Genomic DNA, 25,570 nt, shown 5'->3' on the forward strand with positions numbered 1-25,570 from the left:
ATGGAAACTACTGAATCCTATTTAGAAAGCGTTAAAAAGCAGTTTTTATACTATAAAATGCTGGGAGAAAAAGCGATGGATCAATTAGAACCGGGACAGCTTTTTGTAGCAATAAACGAAGACACCAATAGTATTGCAACCATTATAAAACACATTTCCGGCAATATGCTTTCGCGTTGGACAGACTTTTTAACTTCTGATGGAGAAAAAGAATGGCGTAATCGTGATGCTGAATTCGAAAATGATTTTCAATCTAAAGAAGAAGTTTTAATCGCCTGGAATAAAGGCTGGGCTTGTTTTCTAGATGCTTTAAATAGTCTAAAACCAGAACAACTTTCGAATATTATTTATATCCGAAATGAAGGCCATACTGTTATTGAAGCTATAAATCGTCAATTGGCACATTACCCTTACCATGTTGGCCAGATTGTTTTTTATGCAAAGCAATTAAAAAATAGTGATTGGGAAAGTTTATCAATTCCGAAGAATAAATCCGGAAATTACAATGCCGAAAAGTTTGCCAAAGAAAAAGAAATCAAGAACTTTACAGATGATGAATTGAAGAGACTGAAATGATAGAATTTCATGCTTATTTTGGAGGATTTTGGTGGTGGCTTTTAATTCGGTTTTGCAGAACAAAATTAGCCGATGAACAGTCTGATAAAAACAGAAGGCGAAATTTATATTTTTTGGCCTTTCTTACTATCATTATTGCATCTATAGTAACATTATTTCTTATATATCCGATATTCTTCTAGCCCCGATGGGAGGGAAAATCCTTTTGTGCCGGGGTTCGGCACAAAAGATTTGGAAGGACAGCGGGAAACAGCTCCTAAAAAAACAACTTATTTAAAAATGAAAAAAATTATATTCCTTTTACCGTTAATCACATTATTCTCGTGTTATAACGCAGAACACAATTGCAAAGACTTTAAAAACGGAAAGTTCAAATTTGAGTTTGAAGTAAATGGTGTTAAAAAAACAACATTCTTTGAACGAAAAGGTAATATAGAAATCGAGACTTTTGATGGAAAAACCGATACCTCAACAGTACGCTGGGTAAGCGACTGCGAGTATGTTTTACAGAAGAAACATCCAAAGAACATGGCTGAGGAAAAAGCAATCAGCATGAAGATTCTAAATACTTCTAAAGATTCTTACACCTTTGAATTCGGAATGGTTGGTTCTGAAGAAAAGCAACGCGGGAAGGTTTATAAAGTTGAATAAACACACTAAATAATTTTGCCACAAAGGCACAAAGACGCAAATTTTTATATCTTAGTGTCTTTGTGCCTTTGTGGCAAAACGCAAATCTAAACTAATGAAAAATACCATATCGCATAGAGTTGCCGACTTTTTAAAGGACTTCCCTCCTTTTAGCTTTTTACACAAAATGGATTTAGAAAAGCTATCAGAACAAATTTCGATTATCTATAAAGATAAAGATGCTGTGATTTTTGCCGAAAATGAAAAAACGCATGATTCTTTTTATGTTGTTCATAAAGGCGCTGTGGCTTTAAAGAAAAGCACAAAAAATACGGTCTTGGATATGTGTGATGAAGGCGATATTTTTGGTTTGCGTCCGCTTTTGGCTCAGGAAAACTACATTATGGAAGCTGTTGCACATGAAGAAAGTATTTTATATGCCATTCCAATTGCTGTTTTCAAACCTTATGCACTGGAAAATAGAACTGTTGGAAATTTCCTGATTGAGAGTTATGCATCCAATACTCGAAATCCCTATTCAGATATTCATAAAGATAAATTGTATGGCGATGATGATGTTCATGATACAATGCATTCACATACCAATTCATTTGATTTAACGCCTATAAAATATTCAAAAAAAATTGTCACTTGTTCGCCATCCACAACAGCTCGAGATGTTGCCAAAATAATGAATAAGAAAAAAGTTGGGGCGATATTAATTGTTGATGAAATGCTTCCGATAGGTATTTTAACCGATAAAGATTTGCGAAATAAAATCGTAACCGGAGAATATTCGATACTGACAACGGCCGAAACTATTATGACGAAGCCTGTTATTACATATCCGAAGAAAATGACAGTTACGGAGGCTCAAATGGCGATGATGAAAAGCAATATTAGTCATTTGTGTTTAACGAAAGACGGAACTGTCAATACCAAAGCTGTTGGAATTCTATCTAAACATGATGTTATGGTGGCGCTGGGAAATAATCCGGCTGTTTTAATTAAAGCATTAAAAAGAGCCAAAAAAATCAAAGAGATTAAGCCCATCCGAAATAGAATTATGCAGTTGCTTCAGGGATATTTAGATCAAAATATTCCAATGACATTGATTTCCAAAATCATAACCGAATTAAATGAAGCCTGCACCACACGCGTTATCGAAATGTGTATTGAAAAAATGAGCAGCCCACCACCAGTCAAGTTTGCGTGGCTAGCATTGGGAAGTCAGGGTCGAAGTGAGCAAATGTTACATACTGATCAGGATAATGCGATTGTTTATGAGAATGTTTCTGAAGTTTTTAAGGACGAAACCAGAATATACTTTTTAAAATTTGCTGGTCTCATTAATAAAGGTCTTTTTGAAATTGGTTATGATTACTGTCCAGCCGAAATGATGGCTTCCAACCCTAAATGGTGTATGAGTCTTGATGACTGGAAAAGCCAGGTACATCATTGGATTACAAATCCGGGGAAAAATGAAGTTTTATTATCGTTTATCTTTTTTGATTACAGCGTGACGTATGGAGATACAGAAATAGCGAGTCAATTGTCTGATTCTATTTTTGAAAATATAAAGGCAAATCCGATTTTTTATGTTCATTTGGTTAGCGGTGCATTGCAAAGTCCTTCACCAACAGGCTTTTTTAGACAATTTTTAGTAGAACAAGACGGAGCAAACAAAGATAATTTCGATATAAAAAGAAGAGCTTTAATGCCTTTAACAGATGCTGCTCGTGTTTTGATTTTATCGCATTCAGTTAAAGGGATCAGTAACACAGCAGAGCGTTTCGAAAAATTAGCTGAATTAGAACCTAATAATAGCGAGTTGTATTTATCATGCTCCTATTCTTTTAAGGCCTTATTGAAATTCAGAACCAAACAGGGACTTTTACATCATGATTCGGGACAATTTATAGCTTTAGAATCGTTATCAAAAATGGAAAAAATCAAGCTTAAAAGAACTTTTAAAACCATCAAAGAACTTCAGGAATTAATTAGCGTTAGATTTAATGTTTCAAACGTAGTATAAGTATGAGTTTATTTAATTTCTGGAAAAAAGAAGAAAATCTCTTTGATGAAAATCTTACTATCGAAGAAACTCGTTTTGTTGTTTTAGATACTGAAACTACTGGATTCGATTATGAAAATGACCGCATTTTATGCATTGGTGCACTTGTTTTACAAAATGGAATTATAGCTATTCAGAATAGTTTTGAAGTTTATATTGAACAAGATCATTATGATAAATCGACAGCCCAGATTCATGGTATTCTAAAAGCATTTGTTTTAAAACGTCCTGGTGAACTAGAGGCTTTACAGCAATTTTTAGCTTTTTTAGGAGATTCCATTATTATCGCACATCATACTGTTTTTGATGTTACAATGATCAATAAGGCATTAGAAAGAAATGGTTTACCCGAATTGAAAAATCACAGTTTAGACACTGCTTTTTTGTATAAAAAGACTTTAATAAAATCTCATTTGTTTGAAAGAAAGGATCATTATACCCTTGACGATCTTGCCGATAAATTTGATATTTCTAAAAAAGACAGGCATACCGCTTTGGGAGATGCTTACATAACTGCCATTGCCTTTTTGAAAATTGTAAAAAAACTTCGAGAAAAGAAAGAGATTAATTTGAATTCTTTGTTTAAATAATACCCCCAGCTTGTATACTTGGGGGTATTTATCTTATCAAAAGATAATTTTATTTAAACAGCTAATCACTTATTATAAAAATCGCTTTCATTATTATATAAATAAATTACATTCTCTTTTAAGCTTGTTTTGGAAAATTTTCCTGAAGAATTTGGATTTCTAAATATTTTTTTACTTGCATAACCTTCCCTTTTTAAAAATATCTCAATTATTGAATTTGATTTTACGTTAACAAAAAAATATCCCGTACTATCTGTTTTGGTAATATCATCATTTATCCTTACAAAAACATTTTTTATAGGTCTTTCAGTATCATAATCATAGACATGACCACAAAACTCAGTTGTATTACAACTATAAAATAATAAAACTATAAAAATAAATTGAATTTCATTTGCCTTACATTTCTGAATATATTTAAAACTTTTTTACTACAATCTAAATTTATTAGTGTTTTTATACTTGTAGGTAAAATCATTTGATTGCTTATTTCCAGGTAAATTATATTTTACAACTATTTCATAATTTCCATAACGCATGAATAGATAATTACTATTTAAAAAGCGCTTTGCAATTGATTCTGCATTAGGTTCATCATTAATGTAAGCGTTAATGATTTGATTATTTAAATCAACCCAGTCTTGTTTATAAAGTAATGGCATATTATACTTAAAAGGAAAATTTGCTTTTGTCCATGATTGATTGACATTATTTTCAATACTAGTCATGTAAAATGCATTAAGTGGAATCGCTTTTACAGGAATAACTCCCAACTCCTCTATATCTCTATTAGATATAGAAAAATTACCGTTTAAAGGATAATCTCTGTATAAATATGGAAAAATATCTGTAGCATAATATTCATCATTTAATTTTGCTTGGGCGCTAATTAATGCTTTATCACCACTATAATTTATCCCTTGAAGATCAACCAAGTCAAATGCTTCCTGACTGGAGATAGTAGTGGTCAAATAAATAACATCTGAATATAAAACCCCGAAATTATAGTTTTGAGTATTAATTGAATTCATCTTCGAAGTGAAAGTTTTATATTTACTAGTATTAAATGCGTAAGACAAACGTTCAATACTCCCCTCGGCTTTCGATAATTCTTCAGCTTGATTTTCTTTTATCAGTATATCATTTCCGTCATCTTTAATTGTATTAGTCGTTATAGTTGATGAAGAACCTCTTTGTGGAGCTTGTTTCAAATTGCTTAATATTGACAAATTATATTTCTTCTCCTGGCTGATGTTAGGTAAATCATAATAAACTTCATTTGAACTTGTATCATAATTAAAAACTACAGTTTTTGCGTTAGAATTTCCAATTTCATTAATCTTTATACCTGTTTCCCAATTTGCATCATTAAATAAATAATCCTGCCCACGTTTAAGTTGAATATAACCTTTAGGATATTCTTCTTCCAGAAAATATTTTTGATCAACAACTGGATAGGAATATTGTATGTTGTTAAGAGGTATGTAATTTGGAGCTCCACCGGTTGTAAATACTCTTTCTTCATATTCCGTAGCTATTTTTCCATCGACTTTTATTGGCTGAAAAACACCATTTATCATCTTTTGAAAACTAACCTCAACCTGAACTTTCAGTTCTTTATCAGGAGGTAGAATATCGGTGGAAACAAAATTTACTTTGTCTTTCATTAAACCCCATTCAAAAGCACCAGGAATTTCTGTTATACCATCAAAAACTTTGAATTTTTCTAATATAACTTTGTACGTAACATCTCCAGTATCCTCAGGAATTACAAATGCTTCATTTACCTTCAGTGAGAAAGCCGCTTGTGGAACAGCAAAGACATCTACATCAGATGAACTTTGTTTTGGAGTTACATCTGTAATCAATTTAATCCCTCCTAATGGTGATGCATTTTCAAATTGACATTCTTCGCCTATTTCCAATTTAAAACGAAATTTACCCTTTATCAAACCTCCCAGAATATTCATATTGCCTCCAACATAACCGCGCATCCAAACAGGATTTGGTAGTTTTGCCTGTAATAAAACGGCAGCACCACCAGAAATAATTGGCACTTTAAACTTTAAGAATGCCAATTTAACTCTTATTCCTAATTGCCCTTGAAGATAAGCGTAAGATTGACCATTGGCATACCAGCCATTGATACCTACTTGCTCTCCTGTATTTGAGCATCGTGCTTCTTGATAATCTTTCAGCATGATATCAAATCCCATTCCTGCTTGAAAACGAGCGTAAAATAATAAAAAACTTAAATCTCCTGTATCAAAATCCAGATTTCCGCCAAAGGCAAATCCTCCTCCATTTGCCAATTCATTTTCGTTACGCATATAATTCAAATCTTTGGCATCGACACCAAGAATCTGTGCTACGATTGGCGGAGGGGGCGGACTTCCGGGAAGAGATGTTCCGGCCATAAAATAACTTGTTGTTTTTAAAAACATGCCCGCTACTCCCATCTTTACTCCGCAGCGATCATCCGGAGTTCCAATATACAGATACCAGTCTTTTGGATCTTTATGTAAAACGGCCCAAACAGCTCTCCCTCCCGGCCCTGTACCTGATAAAAAGTTTTTAGGCGTATTGATATAAGTATCCATTGTACCATGCAATGAATTATTTTGAAAATCAAATTCTATCGCTGCTATCATTTTTATTCCTATTGAATCTGTCAAGGCTTCTGGGATTGCTTCTTTTGCCTTCGGAAGATAGTTACTGACAAAAGACCCTATTATATCACCTGCGCTCAAATTAAGTAAACTCTTCTTTGCCGCTAAATTTGATTTCACTTTTTCCACTAAAGTACCGATATCTTTGAGCCCTTTTATTTCTGCCATGACTTTTGCTTTACCAAAAATCGCTAGCCTGTTTACTCCTCCTTTTGAGTTAAAGGCTATTTCAAATCCGGCTTCACCATTACAAACTTTCTCCGAACCGGCAAAAAAATAAACTAAGGCCTTAACCCCTAAATTTATTTTCTCATCCGGTGTATAACTCAATCCTGAAGGAGAGAAATCAGCAATAGCGATATCTTCATTTCTGCGCATTTTATAATAGGCACCACCTCCAAAACCATTAATCATAAAAGGCGCGGGAGCACTATGCAATTTTGCAGCTGCATCAAAATACCAATATCTAAAACTCGTACGTCCAAAAATAGCCTTCGCCTTTACATTAACAACAGCAACATCGACATCTAAATCTGCATTAAAACCATCGCCATAAACAGGGTCTTTTTCCATTAATATAAGACTGCCCTTCATTTTTAATGAACTAAATTCACAATCTATACTGATAGCCGAAACATCTAGCCCATTGTACTTGCTTCGCTGTCTGTAGCCATCATCATACATTTTACCGAGAATTCCTACTCGTGCTGTCGCTCCTGCACCGCTGGTTCCATCCATTAAATTTATTCCTAAATCAAAATCGATTCTGGAATCATTTTCGTTAATGGCGACATTTATGTTGCCAATCGAAACAGGGAAATTACCAAAGGAAACCATGCCTTTATAGCCCATGTTTCGAACAGAAATAATAGGAGATACCGTCTGCAATTGCAAATTCTCAAAAGAGATCCCTTTAAAATCAACTGTTTGTTTCCCTTCTACTTCATGATCGTCCGTAGCCGTTTTATTGGTTCCAAAAGAAACTATTCCGTTTAGATTGGCCTTGGGAAGAAACTTTCCTTTTACTAATTTTAATTCAATAGAACTATTGGGCAGCAACAACGCTCTTGCTTTCCAAATATCAAAGGCGATCGAGTCTTTTGTAACAACAACCAATTGCTGTTCTTCCATTGAAATAAATCCATTATATAATAATCCGGCTCTCTTGGTTTGAGGTTGTTTTGCGGGCGAATCTGTTGTCACTGGCTTATTTTCTCCTGTACTTGCTATTGGTTCTTTTGGCGTTTCTTTCTTTTCTGGAGATGCTTTGCTTATAGGCAAAAGTATTTCACCTCTTAAATTTGCTTTTACAAAAGTATTAGCGGCTATAGTAACATCAATATGATCTAAAGAATAAGCCCATGATTTTTCCTGACTTGTAATACCTTTATCAAGCGGAAAAACATTATCTGCATAAAAAGTTCCCGATACTCCATATTTATCTATAATAAGATTTTGGGCTCCTACATAAAGTCTTTCCTTATTTGCTGCTGTATCTGTGGTTTGAAATTCTTTTGGCAGGCCAACTTCAAAAGCCTGAATAAAAACTCCTTTCCATGCTTGCTCACTTGGTGTTAAAAGTGCATTTTTAGAATAATAGTCTGGAAAAATCACACTTGGATCATTTTTTAAATCACTTAAATCCAAAACTGCATTACTTATCAAAAATTGAAAATTTCCATCAAAATCTTTTCCATTTCTTTTGTCTTTTAATACAAAAGGTTGCAGACTTACATTTACTAAAATATCATTCCAGTCACTTGCCGTAAAACTAAATTCCCCTCTTACACGATTGGGAATTTGAATTGTTTTTCCGTTATAATAAGTTTTAGCTATAGTTGTTTTTGCTTCATCAACAGTTTTGGTTTTCTGGTCAATTGGCAATATCAAATCTCGGGAAAATTCTACAGCTCCTGAAACTCTCATTTCTTTAAATCCATCGCAGTCAATTTTTACATATGTCAAATCATCATTTACATTTCCTGTTGCCATATCAAAACCACCATATAAGGACAATTGCCATTTATTATCACTAAACGGAATATCAACATTTCCTAATAGAACCAATTTGGCTTCGCCTATAATCCCTCCCTGATGAGAAAGCTTCACATTATCTGCACCAAAAAAAAGCTGCATAGGTTGACCATTTTTTGTGTCTTTTTGAGGAATATCTACCCTGCAGAACACTGTTAAAGTAGTGTATTCCGGAGAGAAAACAGCTTTTGTAATCCCGATTGAATACTGAACATTGTTTACTGTATTTCTGATCCCAACGGGCAATTCTACCAAATCCTGATTTGAAAATTTATCTACCCAGCGATCTGATGCAGCTATTTTTTCTATTGAACTGGCCGCTGCATTTATTTCGGCAGGCGGTGCTATATCTTGTCCATAGGAATTAAAAATCGTAAGCAGTAAAAATAGTGTTGATAAATGTATTTTGTAAAACTTCTTCATAGTAAATAATCTATATATAAATTGAAAACTGAATTTCAATACGTTTTTATATTTAAGGTATCCCTTCTTCTAAAAGCTGTAACCATAGTTAAAATTCAGCATGATGTCATTATTCGAAGGCTTATTGGTTGAGCTCCTAAACATAGATATCATTGATAATGCAAAATTGTGTTTTTTCATTACTGTATAACTGTTATTAAATTTTATTCCGAAAACTGAACTTGTATCTACATCGCTTTGGGTATTATTATACAACACTCCAAAATTGGAGTTTAATTTTTCTTTTAATAATTTTTTAGAAACCGCTACGGAAGCTCCCAAAGATGAATTATCAAATAACCCTGCTTGATTATTAGTGTAATTCAGGGTGCTGATTAATGCTGTTTTTATTCCAAGAATGTTTATAGTATGCCCCAAATTATAATTCTGCACGGTACTCGCCTGTCCTTTTCTTATTATTCCCCCCTGTTCGTTGGCCTGACCTGCAATACTGTAATTGAAATTCATATTTTGGTTATTCTTTTCTCCAAAAGCATAACTAAAGTTTAAGTTTGCATTTTGAGATAATTGCGTGTAATCTAAAGTATCGGCTGCTACGATATTTGGATTATTAATAAGTTCAAATTGATCGAGTTTTTTATTGGTATAGGTTGAAAAATTAGAATAGCTTCCTGTAAAATTAAGCTGATCTGTAATTTTATAATTCATATTGATGGAACCTACTACACGCTTGGTATTTTGCTTTTTCTCGCGTGCCAGATCATCTCTTTGATATCCTAAGCTTGCCGAAACATTGATATTCTCATTATAAAAAGGTCTTGAAAGACGCAGTGCAATATTTTCTAAATCATTATTAAAATACATTGCTCCCAAAGTGTTATAATTGGGATCTATACGCTCGTATGTTAATCCAAGTCTTGTTTTTTGTATGTTATAATCAAAATTTACATTTAATGCATTGAGGAAAGCGGTACTTTCTTTCGCCGAAAAAAGCCGGTCTCTAAAACCTCCTCCCTTAATACTTTCTGCGCGGGTATCGTCTGTTACAACAGAAAGTGCATATTCGACATTGAAGGTCATGTCTTTTAGAATTGAAGTACTTAAGAGCAGGCTGTTTACAAAGTTCTCTTTTGGTGTTACTCCATTATCATTTCCTGTATAAGCAAGTGAACTTTCTCTGTCTTTGGCATAAAATCCAATCCAGCCTATTTTATATCTTTCTTTTTCAAAGCTTGTTTTTATACCATAGCCAAATCGTTCGTAAACCGGAACTCCTCCTAAAGCATTTTCTTCTGATACTGCTTTTAATAATTGTCCTCCCATTAAACTTATTTTAAAAGGGCTTCGTGGTGCCAATTCCAAGCCAACTCCTCTAAAAGGAATTCCGTTTAACGTGTAAGGCGAAAAAGTCATACTTGCATTGCCTATATAGGCTTTTACCCATTTGTATTTTGGCATAATACAAAATCTGTTGAAGTCAAATGGCGCTGTATAGCCTAGATTATTTCCCTGATTGGTTATGCTGTAAAATATTGGAATATTAAAACTGAAAGCACTGATATTCAAATTACCTGAAAGCAGATAATTAAAAGGCTCACGCGAATTTTGCTGGTTCGAATTATAAAATATCATGTTTGCATTTACACCGCCCGTTACTTTAAAGTCATGCTTGTAGAAATTTTCTAAATCGACATTTTGCGAATAAGCATTTTTAGTTATTAAAAGTATCAAAACAACAAGGAGTTTAAACCAACGACTTTTATTATTTATTTTCATTAATTAATTCTCCCTCTTTATTGTTTTTGTACTTTGATGTCGCATAAAATATATGAACTCGCTCCATTCTTAACCATATCTTTAATCTTGATTGCCCCTTTTTTCCCGTCTTGTGTTTTAAACAAAATAATTCTTGGATATGTAAATCCAAACTGTTGTTCTCCTGCTGCACTATAGCTTATATTCAATGATTTTATCGGACTGTCATTTACCATGGCGTCAAACTGTGCTTCAGTAAAATTTAATCCACAATTGCATAAGTTTTGAGAGTTTACAAAAATGGTGTTTTGTGCATTTTTGAGTGATATAAAACCATAGTTGTTTACCTGATCGGGTGAAATGAATTTATTGTAAGTAAGATTACTGTTAAGTCCCTGAAATACAATATCGATTAAACCACTGTTTTGGTCACTGATTTCGTTTGCTTTATAAACTAGTCTGGTTGTAGTCGAAAACATTGCCCCAATATTGTTATTATTGTGTGATGTGTTTATTCCGAGTTTAATATTGGTTAGCATACGCAGGTTTGTATCAGGCTGTACTGTTAGAGTTGACGTAAAAATCTGATTGGTTTTATCATTAGATGCTTCAAGAGTAACTTCATGAATTCCTACGCTCGTAAAAACAACTGTTGGATTTTCTTCTGTTGATGTGGCAGGATTTCCTCCCCGAAAAGTCCATTTATAACTTGTTGCACTAATCGATTTATTGATAAAATTAATGGTAACAGGAGCCTCATAATCATCATTTTCAAACTTTGGTTCATACATAAACCTACTTACTAAAATTGGCTCAACATTTATCGTTTTAATTATTTTTTGAGATTCAAAACCATTAGAAACCGTCAGAGCAATTGCATGTTCTCCAGGACTTGTAAAAACAACATTTGGAGGTGTTTTTCCTGTAAAAGTCGATGGCATTCCGTCATGAAAATCCCATTTAAAAGTGAGTCCCTCTCCAAGAGTATTATTGGTCAAAATAGCTTCAACCGGAGAATAATTACTTTTAATTATTTCATGCGTAAAATCAATATTGATTCCTTCTCTAATTACAACCGTATTACTAACTTCTTTACTCTCGCCATCAGCATTTGATGCTCTTAGTTTTATTATATAAGTTCCCTGTTTATCATACAGAATCTCTCCTGGATTTTTTAAATTCGAAGTACTTGGACTTCCTCCTTCAAATGTCCATTCGTAGGTATCAGCTCCCGTAATTTTACTATCTATTTTAATGATGACAGGAATTGACTCGTCACCATTTACATATGAGGTCTTAAAATCACCTTCTACGGCTATAGAGGTTTCCTGATAGCATGAAGTAATTACAATAAATACGAGTAAGAGTAAAGCTTTTTTCATTTTGTTGTTTTTTAAACCACTGTAGCCTAAAAGCTGCAGTGGTTTATATTAAGTGTCTTATCTGGCGCAATTTTTTTTATAATCTTCTAAAACCTGAATAAGTCCTTCCAGTGTTTTAAAATCATAATTTTCAAATACAAACGAATCACATTTTAGATATTCGATTGCGTTTTTCTTTAATTTATCACTACTTGATTTATTGGTATACAAACCTTTTTCCTGAGTTGGAATTTTTAGAATAAAATCTGATGGCAATAACGGATCAACCAATACCAAATAACCATTATCCTCATATAGAATTTTATAGAAACTTGAAAAATCAAAACTCAACGAGTTTAAACTTCCTGCCGCAGCCATAGTATTCCCGATTGTTTTTAATCCTAAATAACATTCCTCTTTCCCTACTTTGTCAACACAAAATCTTACTCCGTTTTTTGATTTAAAGTTTTCTGTTTTTTCTCTACCTTTTTCGTTTGTAAACTTCAAAGTCACAGTTTTTCCGTAAGAGGTCATATCAGCCATTCCGCTTGATGATTCTGCTTTTATAGATTCAAATTCTGCCGTGATTGGTCCTGATTTTTTTTCTCCCTTTTCGTTTATAACATAGCCATTTTGCTCATAGATGTTAGCCGAATTAGAGCGTTCTGTTGCAACTTTTTCATTTTGAATTTTTATCTGTTCTGTTCTTATTTCAGCTACAGCCATTTTTCCCTGATGCTGTAGCGTATATCCGTTACCAACCAGAACCCTTACAATATTCATGGCTGTATTATCTTTGCTCATTTTATAACCTATTGGATTACCGTGGTTATCAAAAGCCGCTTTAAATACTTTTTTGTCAAAAGTGATTAGTTCCTGATTTAAAAATTTATCATAACCTGAGGTCATACCAGCTTTTGCAAACCATGTTGCTATTCGGTAATTATCTAAATCAACAACTTCATACTGTAATTCTCCATTGGTCGCTGGTGATGTTACTTTGATGTAGCCAATTCTTTTATCATTTGGGTCAGGATTTTGTGCTTTTATACTGTAAATAGTTCCCGCATCGTCGATTAATAATTGATAGGTATCTGCAATTTTATTTGCCTGATCTATCACATTTTGAACGCCGAGACGTTTTGCAGAAATACCGGTTGATTCGCTGCTTAGAAATTTTTCAATTTCTTCTTTATTTAAACCATCAGCAGTAAAATAATTTAGATCTAATAGTTCGTAAATAATGCTTCTGTCGTAATTGAAAGCACTGAATTTTCTGCTCTTGAAATCCAGTTCATTAGATTTTCCTGTCTCTTCACTTTTTACTTCTATCCACGGAAGTGTTAAGGAAGCAGCATTAGGAACATTTTTCAATTCTGCTGTAACCGCATAACTTTTATCTAAATTGTAAATTTTATAAACTGGTCTTTTTCCTTCAACATAACCAACTGTTTTTTCATCGAGCTTAATTTCTCCTTTATCGATTTTGATTTTTTGTGCGAACCCATAGTAGTTAAAAAGTACAATTAATAGGGTTAAAAAATAATTTTTCATACGTTAATTTTTGTTTTATTTTTTATTTATTTATAATAGTTTACCTAACATAATTTAATTTATGCCGGCACTTTTTATTTAACTTATATTGTGGTATTGTTTGGTAACGAGGTTTACAAAGCTTAAACTGGGGTGTTCGCAAGCTTGGCAACTATTACATAAATAATTTATTGAAATTTATGCGAAATCTCTCTACTTCTTAAAAAATCCTTACAATTCTAATTTACTTTATTAAAAAAAAGACCCCGCTCCCCCCTTTACCGCACGAATCCTTTCGTGTGGTACGTTCTACTTAAACATCAAACATTCTAAAAACAACTATATCATCTACAAAACCTTTCTGTCCTGAATAATCAATTGCACTACTATTACACATAATCTTCTGCTTTATAAACCAAGCCTTCTTCAACTGGATTATTATGTACATAATCTATTTTTTGCTGAATAACTTTATTCCTCCAAAGTTTAATTGGCTTATTATCATGTCGCCAAAATTGATAATATTTTACATTAGAACTTTTTTCTGCCTCTTTTTTAAAGAAATCTAACAAGAATTCTTTCCTACTCTCTCTTGGATTTTCTTGTGTGCTTTTTACGATAGATTGACTTGTAAACCTCTTTAAATCTCCTATCAATAATTCAGGATTTGCCCTTTTACACTTCTAAAAACCAAATGAACATGATTGGTCATAATACACCACGCATGAATTTCTAAACCCTTATTTTTTTGACAATATTCTAAACTTTCCAAAAACAAATCTTTATACTCGTTTCTTGTAAATACATCAAGCCAACCCACAACAGCAAAACTGATAAAATATAAACCTTCTGGATTGTGAAACTTGTAATTTCTACTCATAATTACCTTTATTCCTTACATTTAACTTGATGGCTCAACAGCCACACCAACGGATTCGTGCGGGAGCGGGGGTAACATAATATGCCCTCCCTTCTTTTATTGTTCCATCAAATATCCATTTATAATTGCTAATACTATGGCTGTCTAAAAGACCTTGTGGTGCACTGCCATCTTCTGGTATATAAATATGACGAGTACCTATATTACCTACAGGTACCTGTGGCGCAACGCCATCCTCTAGCCATTTTTTATCTTTTAAACTTTCTTCATTACTCCCCTATTATCAGTAATCTTTCTTTTATATTATTGAGTGTTTTGAATAGTATCAAGTTTTTCCCAATTTTCTCTTACTACTTTCAAATAAGCATCATCCCATTGTTCTTGTGTTTTACAATCGCTACACCATGCTGCACTTGTTAAATCGCTAAAAAATCATCATTTATTTTCCATTCCGTTTTGCCAAACAGGTTATTCCAAAAATCTTTGTCTTCCTTTTTTAAATATCCACTGAAAACCTCTTTCATTGCGATTTCGTGCAGTTTTTCAAAACTTAAGGGCGTATGGATATCTTTTTGATAATACTCTCGAGGTAAAATAATATATGGTCCGTTAAAAAAATACCAGCGTTTATTAATCTTGACTCCATAAAAATAGTTAAGACCATCACTATTGCTGTTCTTATCCTGATGTCTAGTAAGTTTGGCAGAAATCAATTTTGTTCCATCCTTATTGAAACACAACAAAGAATCAATTATTAGTGTTTTATGCAATTCAAAAGGTCCATAGTATCTTATATCATTTCGTATCCAATTACGTACCGTATCATTTATCTGCTTATAGATCTTATTATTTCCAACCATCGAAACAATTTTGATTGAACTTAATTTATAATCAACGGTATTATTTTTTTCTCTTGTACAGGAGAAAAAAATAATACTCAAGCAAAAAACAAATAATTTTCTATCTATTTTTAACATATCCTTTATCTTTATTTGGGTCTGTAAGCTTGGTAAATATCCATTTATAATTACTAATACTATGGCTCTCTAAAAAACCTTGTGGCCCCGCTACCGCACGAATCCTTTCGTGTGAGTACTTCTTATTTAAATATTAAACATCTAGATACAATTATAATCATCAAATAAACTTTTTCTATTTCACTTTTTAAAATCTTCCAAAAAACTTTTTATTATCATGAATTGATGCTAAGCATCATTATTTATATATCCATACCTCCACACGAAAGGATTCGTGCGGGAGCAGGGGCTTTTAATTCATCTATCATTCCTAAAGAATAAGCATATCCATACTGTGTGCTGCAATATCTACTTTTTCTCCCTTTTTACTATTGCCTCTTTTTCAATAAATCCTACATTAGGATTTCCATCCCACATGCGAACGTAACACCATTGACTATTATCAATTCTTTCTATCACTCTTAATAAATCACCTTTTTTCAATTGTCTGATTTTTTTTGTTACAGGAAATTCAGGTGAATACAAGTAAGTATCCTTGCTTATAGAAGTACTGTCCTCGTTCCAAACAGATAGAGCTTCATATTTTAATGAACATTCCACATATTCTTTCTTATTATTTATATCCCGACAGGAATAATAAGAGGGGGCAGTTTTCCTTGTTTCAAATGGTAGTCGGGGTTTATCTAATTCTAAAAAAAAACGGTCGTTTATTTCCCACTCTGTTTTACCAAACAAGTTGCCCCAAAAGCCTTTATCTTTTTTCTTTAAATAACCTCTGAAAATTTCTTTCATCGCAATCTCGTGCATTATTTGAAATGATAATGGTTTGGTAGTATCCTTTTGATAAAACTCACGGGGAAGACTAATACCAGCTCCTTGAAAGAAATACCACTTGTTTTTTATTTTAATGCCATAAAAGAAGTCCATGTTATCATGATCAGTATCTTTCCAAAAAACAGCTTGAGTCAATAATGCAAGAATACATTTATCAGCTTTAGAGTTAAAACATATCAGAGAATCCAATCGCCATGATCCCGCATTTAACCTTTGATTTGCATATCCTTTTAATTTGTTATTAATCCAACTATTTATTGAATCAGTAGCATTAGCATAAACTCGATTGTATGTATCATTATCTGACGCAGATATGGATTTTTCATAATACAAACTTGCCTTCTTTTGTATTTCTTTTTTCTCATCTTTACAAGAAAGAAAACAGAGTAATCCTAAAACTATTATAAAAATTTTATTAACGTTGTTTGACATATCCTTTTTCTGTTTTTTTTCGTTGAAATATCCATTTATAATTAACAATTGAGTGACTATCCAAAAAACCTTTTGGCTTCCAATTTTTAGGAATAAATGCGCGTTGATCGTTAGTTAAACCAGTAGCTGCGCATTGTGGAGCAATACCATCTTGTTCACTAATTGGATCTGCATCCGGCTCTCCTAAATTGCTTCCGTATTGCCATACTTCTTCAAACTCTTCTCTGTCCACTCGTCCACTACAAGCATTTTCAGGGGCAATAATATAAAAACGCCCAAGTAAGTAACCTTTAGTCTTTAAACTTTGTACCATACCCAAAGCATAAGCATATCCCATACTATGAGCTACAATATCAATTTTTTCAATTTGTTTATTAAATTTAACTTTTTCTAATTCTTTTGACAAATTAATCCCCGCAATAAATCCATTATTCTTACGTAAAGTAAAACCCTCAATATTTGGACTTGTTGCCATTTTATGATTAAACATATTATTCGCAAAACTTGCTGTGCTTCTATGATTAGAAGTTTTTACACTATGATGTCCGTCTGCATAATAAACTTCTCTGTCTTTTAAACGTTCTTCAAACATAAGATCTATCCCTTCCCAATAATCATCTATTGAAGTATTACTAATGCCGTTATAAGTATCGTCAAACTCGCCTTGTGTTACTCCTGAATCTCGATATCCATTTACAAAAACAAGTATGTTTTGAGTATTTTTAGAACTCTCATATTGTATTTCATTCTTATAATAATAAATCTTATAAACTGGTATTTCTTCTGTAACTTCGATAACTAAAACCCCAGTATTTATCCCATAAAAACCATTTTTATAACTGCAATTATTTCCCAAAGTATACTGATTGTATCCTTCTACCCATTCGCTGAAACCCTTTTTATCGCATAATTGAAAGGTGTTCCATATTGTTTTTTTATATTCATTGTATTCTTTCAGAGACATTTCTTTGGTTTTTTCTATATCTTCTTTCATTTTCCCATTGGAACCTTTGTATTTTTTAATTATTATAAGATCATGTCCCGCAATTAAATCCCCACTACTCTGACTTTGAAAAGCATACAATTTAAAAGTAGGATCATTAATTTGTTTCCAATCAAGATTGTTTAGGACAGTTCCCTGACTATAATCCATTAAAAAATCAGTATCTTTTTCAGAAGTTTTGTACTGCTCAAAAGGATGCTCGAGTTTAAAAATTCCGTGTCCTAATTCATGTGCTGGAGTTTTGGAAGATCCAGCTTTAAAAATATATCCAAACTGTCCGTTCAAACGCATATAGCCATCTATTCCTTTGCTTGACTCTTTATCCGTTATAAAAAGCACATAACTATTGTCAGGACCATGATATAATGCGTTTATATTTTGCTGTTCTGTGCTGTAGGTTGACGTAAGTGCATTCTTTTCGGTCTGAATTGTATCCCCCGAAACTACATCGCTGATAGGCAAAACAGGCTCCCTGGTAAAATTAATTTTTACCCCAACTTTATTGTAAATAGCCTGAGTATTAGAGATAATCGATTCGAGTTTATCTTGCGAAGCTTTATCTGTTGGCACCAGCGCCACATTTACTTCTTTTGGTGAAATATGAACCAACATAAAAGCACCTAAAACTTTCCATTTATCTTCTTGTTTTATTGTAGCAAGGACTTCTTCTTCGGCGTAGGTCAGCTTACCTCTTACTGTTAAAGTGAAAATCCTGTCCTTTCGTACTGCATCAACTTTGGCTCCGCTTTCAGTCTTAAATACAATATCATCCAAATTAATATTATCGTCAGTTATTGCAACTGTTGCCAATAATGTGTCGCTGCTACCGTTTACAACTGCCTTATAAGGCAACGCTTTTTCGCCTACTTGTTTATACAGTTTTTTCAAGCTTGCTGTAGCGTTTTCCGGCATCACATCAAAAGCATATTTACTATCCTTCATGTCTGAAAAGACAATAGTAATTCCTTTGGCTGTAAATGCAATAGCTTGGCCGTTTTTATCGACCCCGTCAGTGTTTTCGGGAGTAGATCTTCCTCCTTCAGCGACATCTACCGGTACATTGCTTCCGTTTCCTTTGCTGTCTACTGTATATATTTTTCCACTGCTGTCAGTAATTACAGTATCTTTTCCTCCCGGAATTGTTACCTGTTGGCCGTCTTTGCCATTTACTACAATATCTCCGCTTGCATTGATTACAATCTTCTCTATCTCGAACGGAACTCCTTCTTTTATTTTCCCGCCCGGTCCTTCGCCTGTAAAATCTTCTACATCAACAACATTTTTCCAATCCGGATTATAGCTTGTCTCAACAACACCACTAATCAACTGATAATCGGTATTGACCACTATATTAGTAAACTCTACTGCAATTTTGGAATCTGCCAAGTAAGGCACTATAATATAACCTCTTCCTGAATATGGGCTGTTTTCTCCTTTTAGCTCTAAAATTGTTACAGGGAAATCACCCGCCGTAAAAGTTTCGCTATGAATTAAATTTGTAAGCGGTTTTTGATTTTGAATATCAATTTTAGGGGTAATTCCACAATTGTAAGCAGGAACTCCATTGGCTTGTGTTGGTGTTGTAAATGTGCTGATTCCCGAGTAAGTAAAAGATTGGATTCCTTCCGTTGGAGGATCACAGCTCGAACCAACCCTAAACTGATAGGTTACTCCGGGCTCTAAATTGGTAATTAAACTTTGGGTGTTTAAACTATTTGTCGAGAACCATTCTGCATTTCTTACATCCTGCTTTTTATATTGAAGCTGATATTTGGTATGGTCAGGAATTCCCTGCCAGGTTATTTTAACGCTCGTTGGACTTATTGCTTCACTTAATAAAAAAGTCGGTGCAGCACAAGATGCGGTGTATTTAAAGGAATAGATTTCACTGTAACCATCATTTTTAAATATTGCATTTTCTGAAAGTCCGGTTGTTGATATTGCCTTTACACGCCATGCATAACGCATGCCCGGAGTCAGTATGGGCATACTTAAATTGTACAGCATAGCAGTGCTAAAAACTGTTTCCTCATATAAAAGCGGGGACATTTGAAACGCAAACTGCGGGTCTAATGTTGGGTCAATGAGCTGCTTTAATTCGAACTTATACGAAACGTTGGTCGCATTGGTCTGGCGCGGTGTCCAGGTAAAGATGATATTCGTGAAATCACTCGCTGCTATTTGTTCGTTTTTTTGCGGTGTATTTAATAACGGCGGATCATTTAATATAAGATAAATACTGGCACAGCTTTTCTGTGATATTTTTTGATTGGTGATGAAGTCATACATTTCAAAACAAAAATCATACATCCCGTCTGGCAGTGGATTTGCATACTGGGCAGGGCTTATTCCCTGCAGATTTTCTAACCTGAATAATGCTGAGATATCGCTATTAGTCAAAGTTTGAAATTCACCTCCATTTATAAAAATGGGTCTTTGTCCTGTTATATAATCACTGCTTCTTATATTGACTCCATTGCCTTGTATGTACAATTTTAGGCGTACCTGCCTTTGCGATATTGTGACATCCGTAGGATTAATCAGCAGTTGGAACTTGGTATCCATGCTAGTCGCATAGTCGGATATTTTGACACTGTACGGGCTTTTAAAAACAGGCGTTAACTGAACAGGAAATAATTGGGCATGGCCCCCTAGCCCCCAAAGGGGGAACAGAATGAATACTATTATATTTTTGAAAAAGTTCTTCATTTTAATAGATGATAATTTTTTTAACCATTGTTTGTTGTTCCGTTTCCAATACCAAAATATACATTCCGGATTGTAACGAAGTATTAAAATCAACTTCGTAGTTTTTCCTGCCTGAATCTTTTTTCTGTGTGGTAAACTCTCCGGTTGTAGAAAACAGTCTTAAATTAATAGCGCTGTTATTTTCTAAATTAATAATGGCTTTAAAATTTCCGTTACTTGGGTTTGGCGTTACGATAAAATCTATAATAAATTTTGGAGCACTGCCAGCATTTGGTAAAGTGCTTCGTTTTTCTACGGTTATGTTTTTATTGTACTCAGCAAAACATTCTCCTTGTGTTTGTTGTAAACCAATGGCGTAAGTACCTATTTCGTCAAATTTTAGTATGATATATTTTTCTTTTTCCTCTACAATTTTTACTCCGTTAGGAATATTCCATTGGGTACTTTCTCCAAATGGATCACTGGTATTAACTAAGATCACTTCTTCGTCTAAATAAGCCTGAGAACTCAATAAAAACTCAGAACTAATTATTGCCTGACTCTTTTTTATAACAATTTCATCTTTGCCAATACATCCCAAACCTGAAGTTACTTTTACGTGATAGGTTCCAGCCTTTGTTAAGCTTGCTTTTGCCTCATTTGAAGTAAATCCATTTGTAGAAGTCCAGCTATATTGCGCATTTATATCTGCAATTGCGGCATCTAAATCTAAAATTTGATCATTACACAAGGTTCTGTCTTTTCCTAAATCAATCACAATTGGATTTGGATCTTTTAAAATAAATTTCTTTTTATAAACGCAGCAATCTGCACAAGTAATAGTTACGTCGTAATTTCCTGCTGTAAGATTATCTAAATCTTTAGTAGTTGCTCCTGTATTCCATAAATAGGTATATGGTAAATTTCCACCTGTAAGATTTAGTTGTATTGATCCATCATTACCTCCATAACAGGTAGGATTTTTGATAGTTTCAGTAGTAAATATTCCTTTAGGATCTCCAACAAAAATACTGCCCTGAACCGTACAGCCTTTTGCATCGGTAACTACTACAAAATAATTATTGGTTGTAATATTTTCAATTTTTGCTGTTGTATCCCCGGTTGTCCATTCGTATGTATATGGCGCAGTTCCACCTGTTACATGAGCTTGTGCCCAGCCGTCATCTCCATTGTTACAGCTTGCATTGAATTTTACAAAAGTCAAGTTCAATTTTGCAGGCTGTGGCATATATTGTACTGCATCAGTTTCTTTAACTAAAACATTGTTTACGTAAGTACCCAATTTTATACCGTTGGCATCTTCAATATTTAAAGCATAAGTTCCGTCTGATAGGTTATCTGCAGTTTCATCATGAGCGTTCCAGATGCTCCATGAACCATCTTTTTGTTGTTTTTTCCAAGTGTAGAAATAAGGCAATCCATTATTTTGATCTGCCTGCAGCTGAATTCCTCCTGAAACATGAGCTTTTAAAATTCCATCTTGTGATTCATCTCTCTGATTGTCTTGCGGATTAAAATCAGTCTCATTTCCAAATTCATTATTCACATTACAAGAAATAGTACGAGCTACTTCAAAAGTAACTTCAAGCGGATCCGGGTCATCTAATGTGATAATAGAATTTGCTACTGTACAACTTTTTTTATATGTAGCTGCACTGTAATTGGCATCACGAACCGTTAAGCTGTAGGTTTCCTCTGCAAGTCCGTTTAAAGAAATGGTGTAAATACCATTACTAAAATTAGCTACTGTTGTATTCTGCACTATTCCTTTACTGTTTTTCCACTCATACCAATAGGTATTGTCAGGAAAAATAGTACCGCCGGTAACCTCTACTACAATTTTCCCATTCGTTGCTTTATAAAAACTAGGATTAAGAGTTTCGGTATATTTTATAGTAATCGGTGCTGCTGGTTCTGTAATTCTAACATCAGCTTGTGTCGTACATCCTTTTGCATCTGTAACAAATACCCAATAATCACCGGCTATCAAAACAGTGTTTTTGTCTGTATCAACAACATCATTAGACCATTTATAATCATACGGAGGCGTTCCGCCAACAACATTCGCTGTTGCCCAGCCGTCGTTTCCGTTATTACAAAAAACATCTCCATGTGTAATGGTTACAGATAATTTTGGAGGCTCCTGCAGTAATTGTGTTACATCAATCTCTTGTGTAAGATGGTTATTAACGTAAGTTCCTAGAACAATTCCGTTTCTGTCTTTTACATTTAAGGCATAATTACCATGAGAAAGATTTGAAGCTGTTTCTCCTAAAATATTAGTTAATGCAGTCCATGAACCATCGTCTTGCTGCTTTTTCCAATAAAAATAATACGGCAATCCGTTATTTACAGAAGCTGCCAACGGAGTTCCTCCGGTAACATGAGCCATTAAAATTCCGTCTTGTGATTCATCACGTTGGCCATCTTTCGGCGTTATATCTGTATCATTTCCGAACTCATTGCTTGTATTACAAGAAATACTACGGACGATTTCAAAAACAACTTTTAGAGGATCAGGTTCATTCAGTATTACTTTCGATTCTAATACGGAGCAATTAATAATTTGATTGGTTCCTTCGTTATAGTTTTTATCCTTAATATTTAAAAAATAATCATCTGCAGGAAGTCCCTCTATTGTAATAGTATAAATGCCATATTTTAATTCAGTAACAGCAGTTTGCGTCTCACCTTTTGAATTTTTCCATTCATAACTATACGTTTGATTGTCGTTTGGTGTTCCGCCTGTAATTTTAGCGATAATTTTTCCGTTTTTAGCGCCGGAAAAAGTAGGTGTCGAAATCTCTTCATATTCAATTGTCACAGGAGATTGTGGTTCAGTAATCACAACATTTCCTTTTGTAAAACATCCATTTTTATCGGTAACTTCAACAGTATAAGTTCCTGCAATTAAGCTGGATATTTTATTCTCATCTATAACTCCGCTGCCTGTATTGTGCCAGGTGTATTTATAAGATCCTGCTCCTCCTGTTACATTCGCTGTCGCCCAACCGTTATTACCTGCATTACAAGAGATATTTCCGGAATTAAATGATAATTCAAGTTTAGCAGGTTCTGAAATTTCTTTTGTTGTTGGAGTTGCTGTTACTAAATCAGTACTATTATAAATTCCCTGAACTATTCCGTTAGCGTCTATAATATTTACAGCATAATTACCTTTAGATATATTTTGCAATATATTATCATTTTCATCCTCCAAGACATCCCAGGCACTTGTCGATATATTGTACTTTGACCAAACATATTGATAAGGCTGAATACCTCCTTGAACATTAGCTTTTAAAATACCGTCAGAAAATTTATTTATATCTGAATCTGAATTCTCACTATTGCAAGAAATTGATTGTGTTTCATTTAATGCAATAACAACTTTATCAGGTTGTGTTACTACTTGAGACGATTCAATAATAGAACAGCCTTCTTTGTTTGTCGCAGTGGTATAATTTTTGTCTTTTACCGTAAGTTTGTATTCTCCTGCGGGAATATTTTCTAATGTAATATTAAATGTTTTGTCTGATGCATTGTATTGAGATGTTGTTGGTAATACTGCACCATTTTTATTTTTCCATTCATAATCATACGATTTATTGTCATTAATGGTTCCACCACTGACAGACGCTACTAGTTTTCCATTAACTGCTCCAAAAAATGTTGGGTCTTTTTTGAACGTATAATTTAATGTTAATGGCGATAATGGTTCTGATATAACAGCTTCTATAACTTTTTCTTCACCAAGCTGAATTTCGCCTCCAACCACGGATTGAGTTCTGGCAATACAATCATTCATGTCTTTTACTTTTACACGATAAATTCCAGGTGCCACACCTGTCAGTGTATACGGCGCATTATTTGGGAATGGGATCCAGCTTGCTCCATTATCTAATGAATAATAATCATTTCCTGAAGATGTTCGGGTTCCTCCTATTGTTGTTATGGTTATGGTGCCGTCTTGATTTCCTTTACAATTAACGTTAGAGGCATTTAAAGTAAAATCTAATATAGGAGGGGTTGCTATTGTAAAAGGTTTTAAATCATATCGATCTGCATCAGTAGCTGTATTTAATCCATCTTTAAAGCCTATTAATTGTAACATATAATTTCCTTTTCGTAAACCAGAAATCATAAAAGATTTGTCTGATCCTATAGTTAAATCACCATTATAATTGGTTGGAGTATCTGTATCAACATCCAATAAAGTATAATTTAATTGCTCACCGGCATATAAATCTCTATTGAATATCAACTTTATAGCTCCATCCTCAATATCACTGCACGTTGGCTGAATAGGTGTTGCGGAATTAACGATTGGTGCAGATAAACGCACTATATACTCTACAGGTTTAGACACAATACCACAAGCTTTTTGTCTAAAGTAAATTTTCTTTCCTATATAATTTATTACATTCTTTCCTAAAATATCAACAGCATTGGCTGAAAAGCTATCTTTTTCATTGTATTGCGGTAAATTTATCCACAAAGGAGAGTCAGGATCTTCGTTTGATGGTAAATCAAACGAATATTGCCAATTATACTCAGACTTTAAAAATCCTGTATTTGATTTTAACGTGATTTTAGTTTCTGTTGGAAAATCATTTTCATCTCCTGGGTTAGTAACAACTAAAATTGGGTTATTAATTATAGTTAATTCGTCGTCCCACCATTTTACAATATCTGTATATGTATTTGTACAAGACTTGAATTGATCGCTTTCTCTTAAATCATCATTGAAAGAGCCATTCCCTCCACAACCTCCAAGGGTTCTTTTCCAGTTTCTGGAGGAATAAACTTGAACTTTAACAGGTTCTCTAGATGAGGAAACTTTAATTGAGTCTTGAAATACTGTGTAGTTGCTTGTTGATGTAGATCCTAATCCTTCATTAATGACTGTAATTGGAATACCTGTATCATAAATCAAATCAACTTTTACATCATTCCTGCAACCACCACCATAGCTTCCCGAACCAGGTTTTATTTTCAATATAGCTGTTACTTTATATTCTCCAACATTTTGTGCATACCCAAATCCTGAAACCAGTAAAAAAATCAATAAGTAAATCTTCTTCATACGC

The 25,570-nt window shown here is 33.7% G+C and carries 14 protein-coding genes; 4 read left to right on the top strand and 10 right to left on the bottom strand.

What is annotated here, in order from left to right; translation table 11 throughout:
- The 4 genes from B0A65_RS19855 to B0A65_RS19875 all read left to right on the top strand — a co-directional run bounded on the left by B0A65_RS19855 (window position 1) and on the right by B0A65_RS19875 (window position 3,870).
- On the top strand, window positions 1-576 hold the full coding sequence (locus B0A65_RS19855) for a DUF1572 domain-containing protein (RefSeq protein WP_074657050.1): 576 nt from the start codon (window positions 1-3) through the stop codon (window positions 574-576).
- A 279-nt stretch (window positions 577-855) separates the two neighbouring features.
- Window positions 856-1,227 carry a DNA topoisomerase IV gene (locus B0A65_RS19865; protein ID WP_074658292.1) on the top strand — a complete coding sequence of 124 codons (372 nt, stop codon included), beginning with the start codon at window positions 856-858 and terminating at the stop codon, window positions 1,225-1,227.
- 94 nt (window positions 1,228-1,321) lie between these two features.
- On the top strand, window positions 1,322-3,241 hold the full coding sequence (locus B0A65_RS19870; protein WP_074657046.1) for a DUF294 nucleotidyltransferase-like domain-containing protein: 1,920 nt from the start codon (window positions 1,322-1,324) through the stop codon (window positions 3,239-3,241).
- Window positions 3,242-3,243: 2 nt separating this feature from the next.
- Window positions 3,244-3,870: a 3'-5' exonuclease gene (locus B0A65_RS19875; protein ID WP_074657042.1), complete on the top strand. Its 627-nt coding sequence runs from the start codon at window positions 3,244-3,246 to the stop codon at window positions 3,868-3,870.
- Between the two features lie 431 nt (window positions 3,871-4,301).
- Here the strand turns inward: B0A65_RS19875 and B0A65_RS19880 are convergent, their stop codons facing one another.
- From B0A65_RS19880 to B0A65_RS19920, 10 genes are all read right to left on the bottom strand, one after another.
- Window positions 4,302-8,996, bottom strand: coding sequence for a hypothetical protein (locus B0A65_RS19880; protein WP_074657039.1), 4,695 nt, complete (start codon window positions 8,994-8,996; stop codon window positions 4,302-4,304).
- A gap of 69 nt (window positions 8,997-9,065) precedes the next feature.
- Window positions 9,066-10,727 (bottom strand): hypothetical protein, encoded by a 1,662-nt coding sequence (locus B0A65_RS19885; RefSeq protein ID WP_089069657.1) that lies wholly within the window; start codon window positions 10,725-10,727, stop codon window positions 9,066-9,068.
- Between the two features lie 62 nt (window positions 10,728-10,789).
- On the bottom strand, window positions 10,790-12,133 hold the full coding sequence (locus B0A65_RS19890) for a PKD domain-containing protein (RefSeq protein WP_074657035.1): 1,344 nt from the start codon (window positions 12,131-12,133) through the stop codon (window positions 10,790-10,792).
- 57 nt (window positions 12,134-12,190) lie between these two features.
- Complete coding sequence (locus B0A65_RS19895) at window positions 12,191-13,666, bottom strand: hypothetical protein (RefSeq protein ID WP_074657033.1); 1,476 nt, start codon at window positions 13,664-13,666, stop codon at window positions 12,191-12,193.
- A gap of 368 nt (window positions 13,667-14,034) precedes the next feature.
- Window positions 14,035-14,301, bottom strand: a complete 267-nt coding sequence (locus B0A65_RS23575) for a hypothetical protein (protein ID WP_242670319.1) — start codon at window positions 14,299-14,301, stop codon at window positions 14,035-14,037.
- The gene (locus B0A65_RS23580) at window positions 14,298-14,525 is read right to left on the bottom strand and encodes a transposase (RefSeq protein WP_242670320.1); all 228 of its coding nucleotides are present in this window, start codon (window positions 14,523-14,525) and stop codon (window positions 14,298-14,300) included. Before B0A65_RS23580 ends, B0A65_RS23575 begins: the two co-directional genes overlap by 4 nt.
- Window positions 14,526-14,941: 416 nt before the next feature.
- Window positions 14,942-15,502, bottom strand: a complete 561-nt coding sequence (locus B0A65_RS19905; protein ID WP_074657030.1) for a hypothetical protein — start codon at window positions 15,500-15,502, stop codon at window positions 14,942-14,944.
- Window positions 15,503-15,850: 348 nt separating this feature from the next.
- The gene (locus B0A65_RS19910; protein ID WP_123890390.1) at window positions 15,851-16,768 is read right to left on the bottom strand and encodes a hypothetical protein; all 918 of its coding nucleotides are present in this window, start codon (window positions 16,766-16,768) and stop codon (window positions 15,851-15,853) included.
- Window positions 16,752-20,264 (bottom strand): fibronectin type III domain-containing protein, encoded by a 3,513-nt coding sequence (locus B0A65_RS19915; protein ID WP_074657024.1) that lies wholly within the window; start codon window positions 20,262-20,264, stop codon window positions 16,752-16,754. The genes B0A65_RS19910 and B0A65_RS19915 overlap by 17 nt, the downstream gene beginning before the upstream one ends.
- Window positions 20,265-20,481: 217 nt before the next feature.
- Complete coding sequence (locus B0A65_RS19920; protein ID WP_074657022.1) at window positions 20,482-25,566, bottom strand: T9SS type A sorting domain-containing protein; 5,085 nt, start codon at window positions 25,564-25,566, stop codon at window positions 20,482-20,484.
- Between the last annotated feature and the right edge of the window lie 4 nt (window positions 25,567-25,570).

The organism is Flavobacterium frigidimaris (assembly GCF_002217275.1).
In the GTDB taxonomy this organism is placed as follows: domain Bacteria; phylum Bacteroidota; class Bacteroidia; order Flavobacteriales; family Flavobacteriaceae; genus Flavobacterium; species Flavobacterium aquidurense.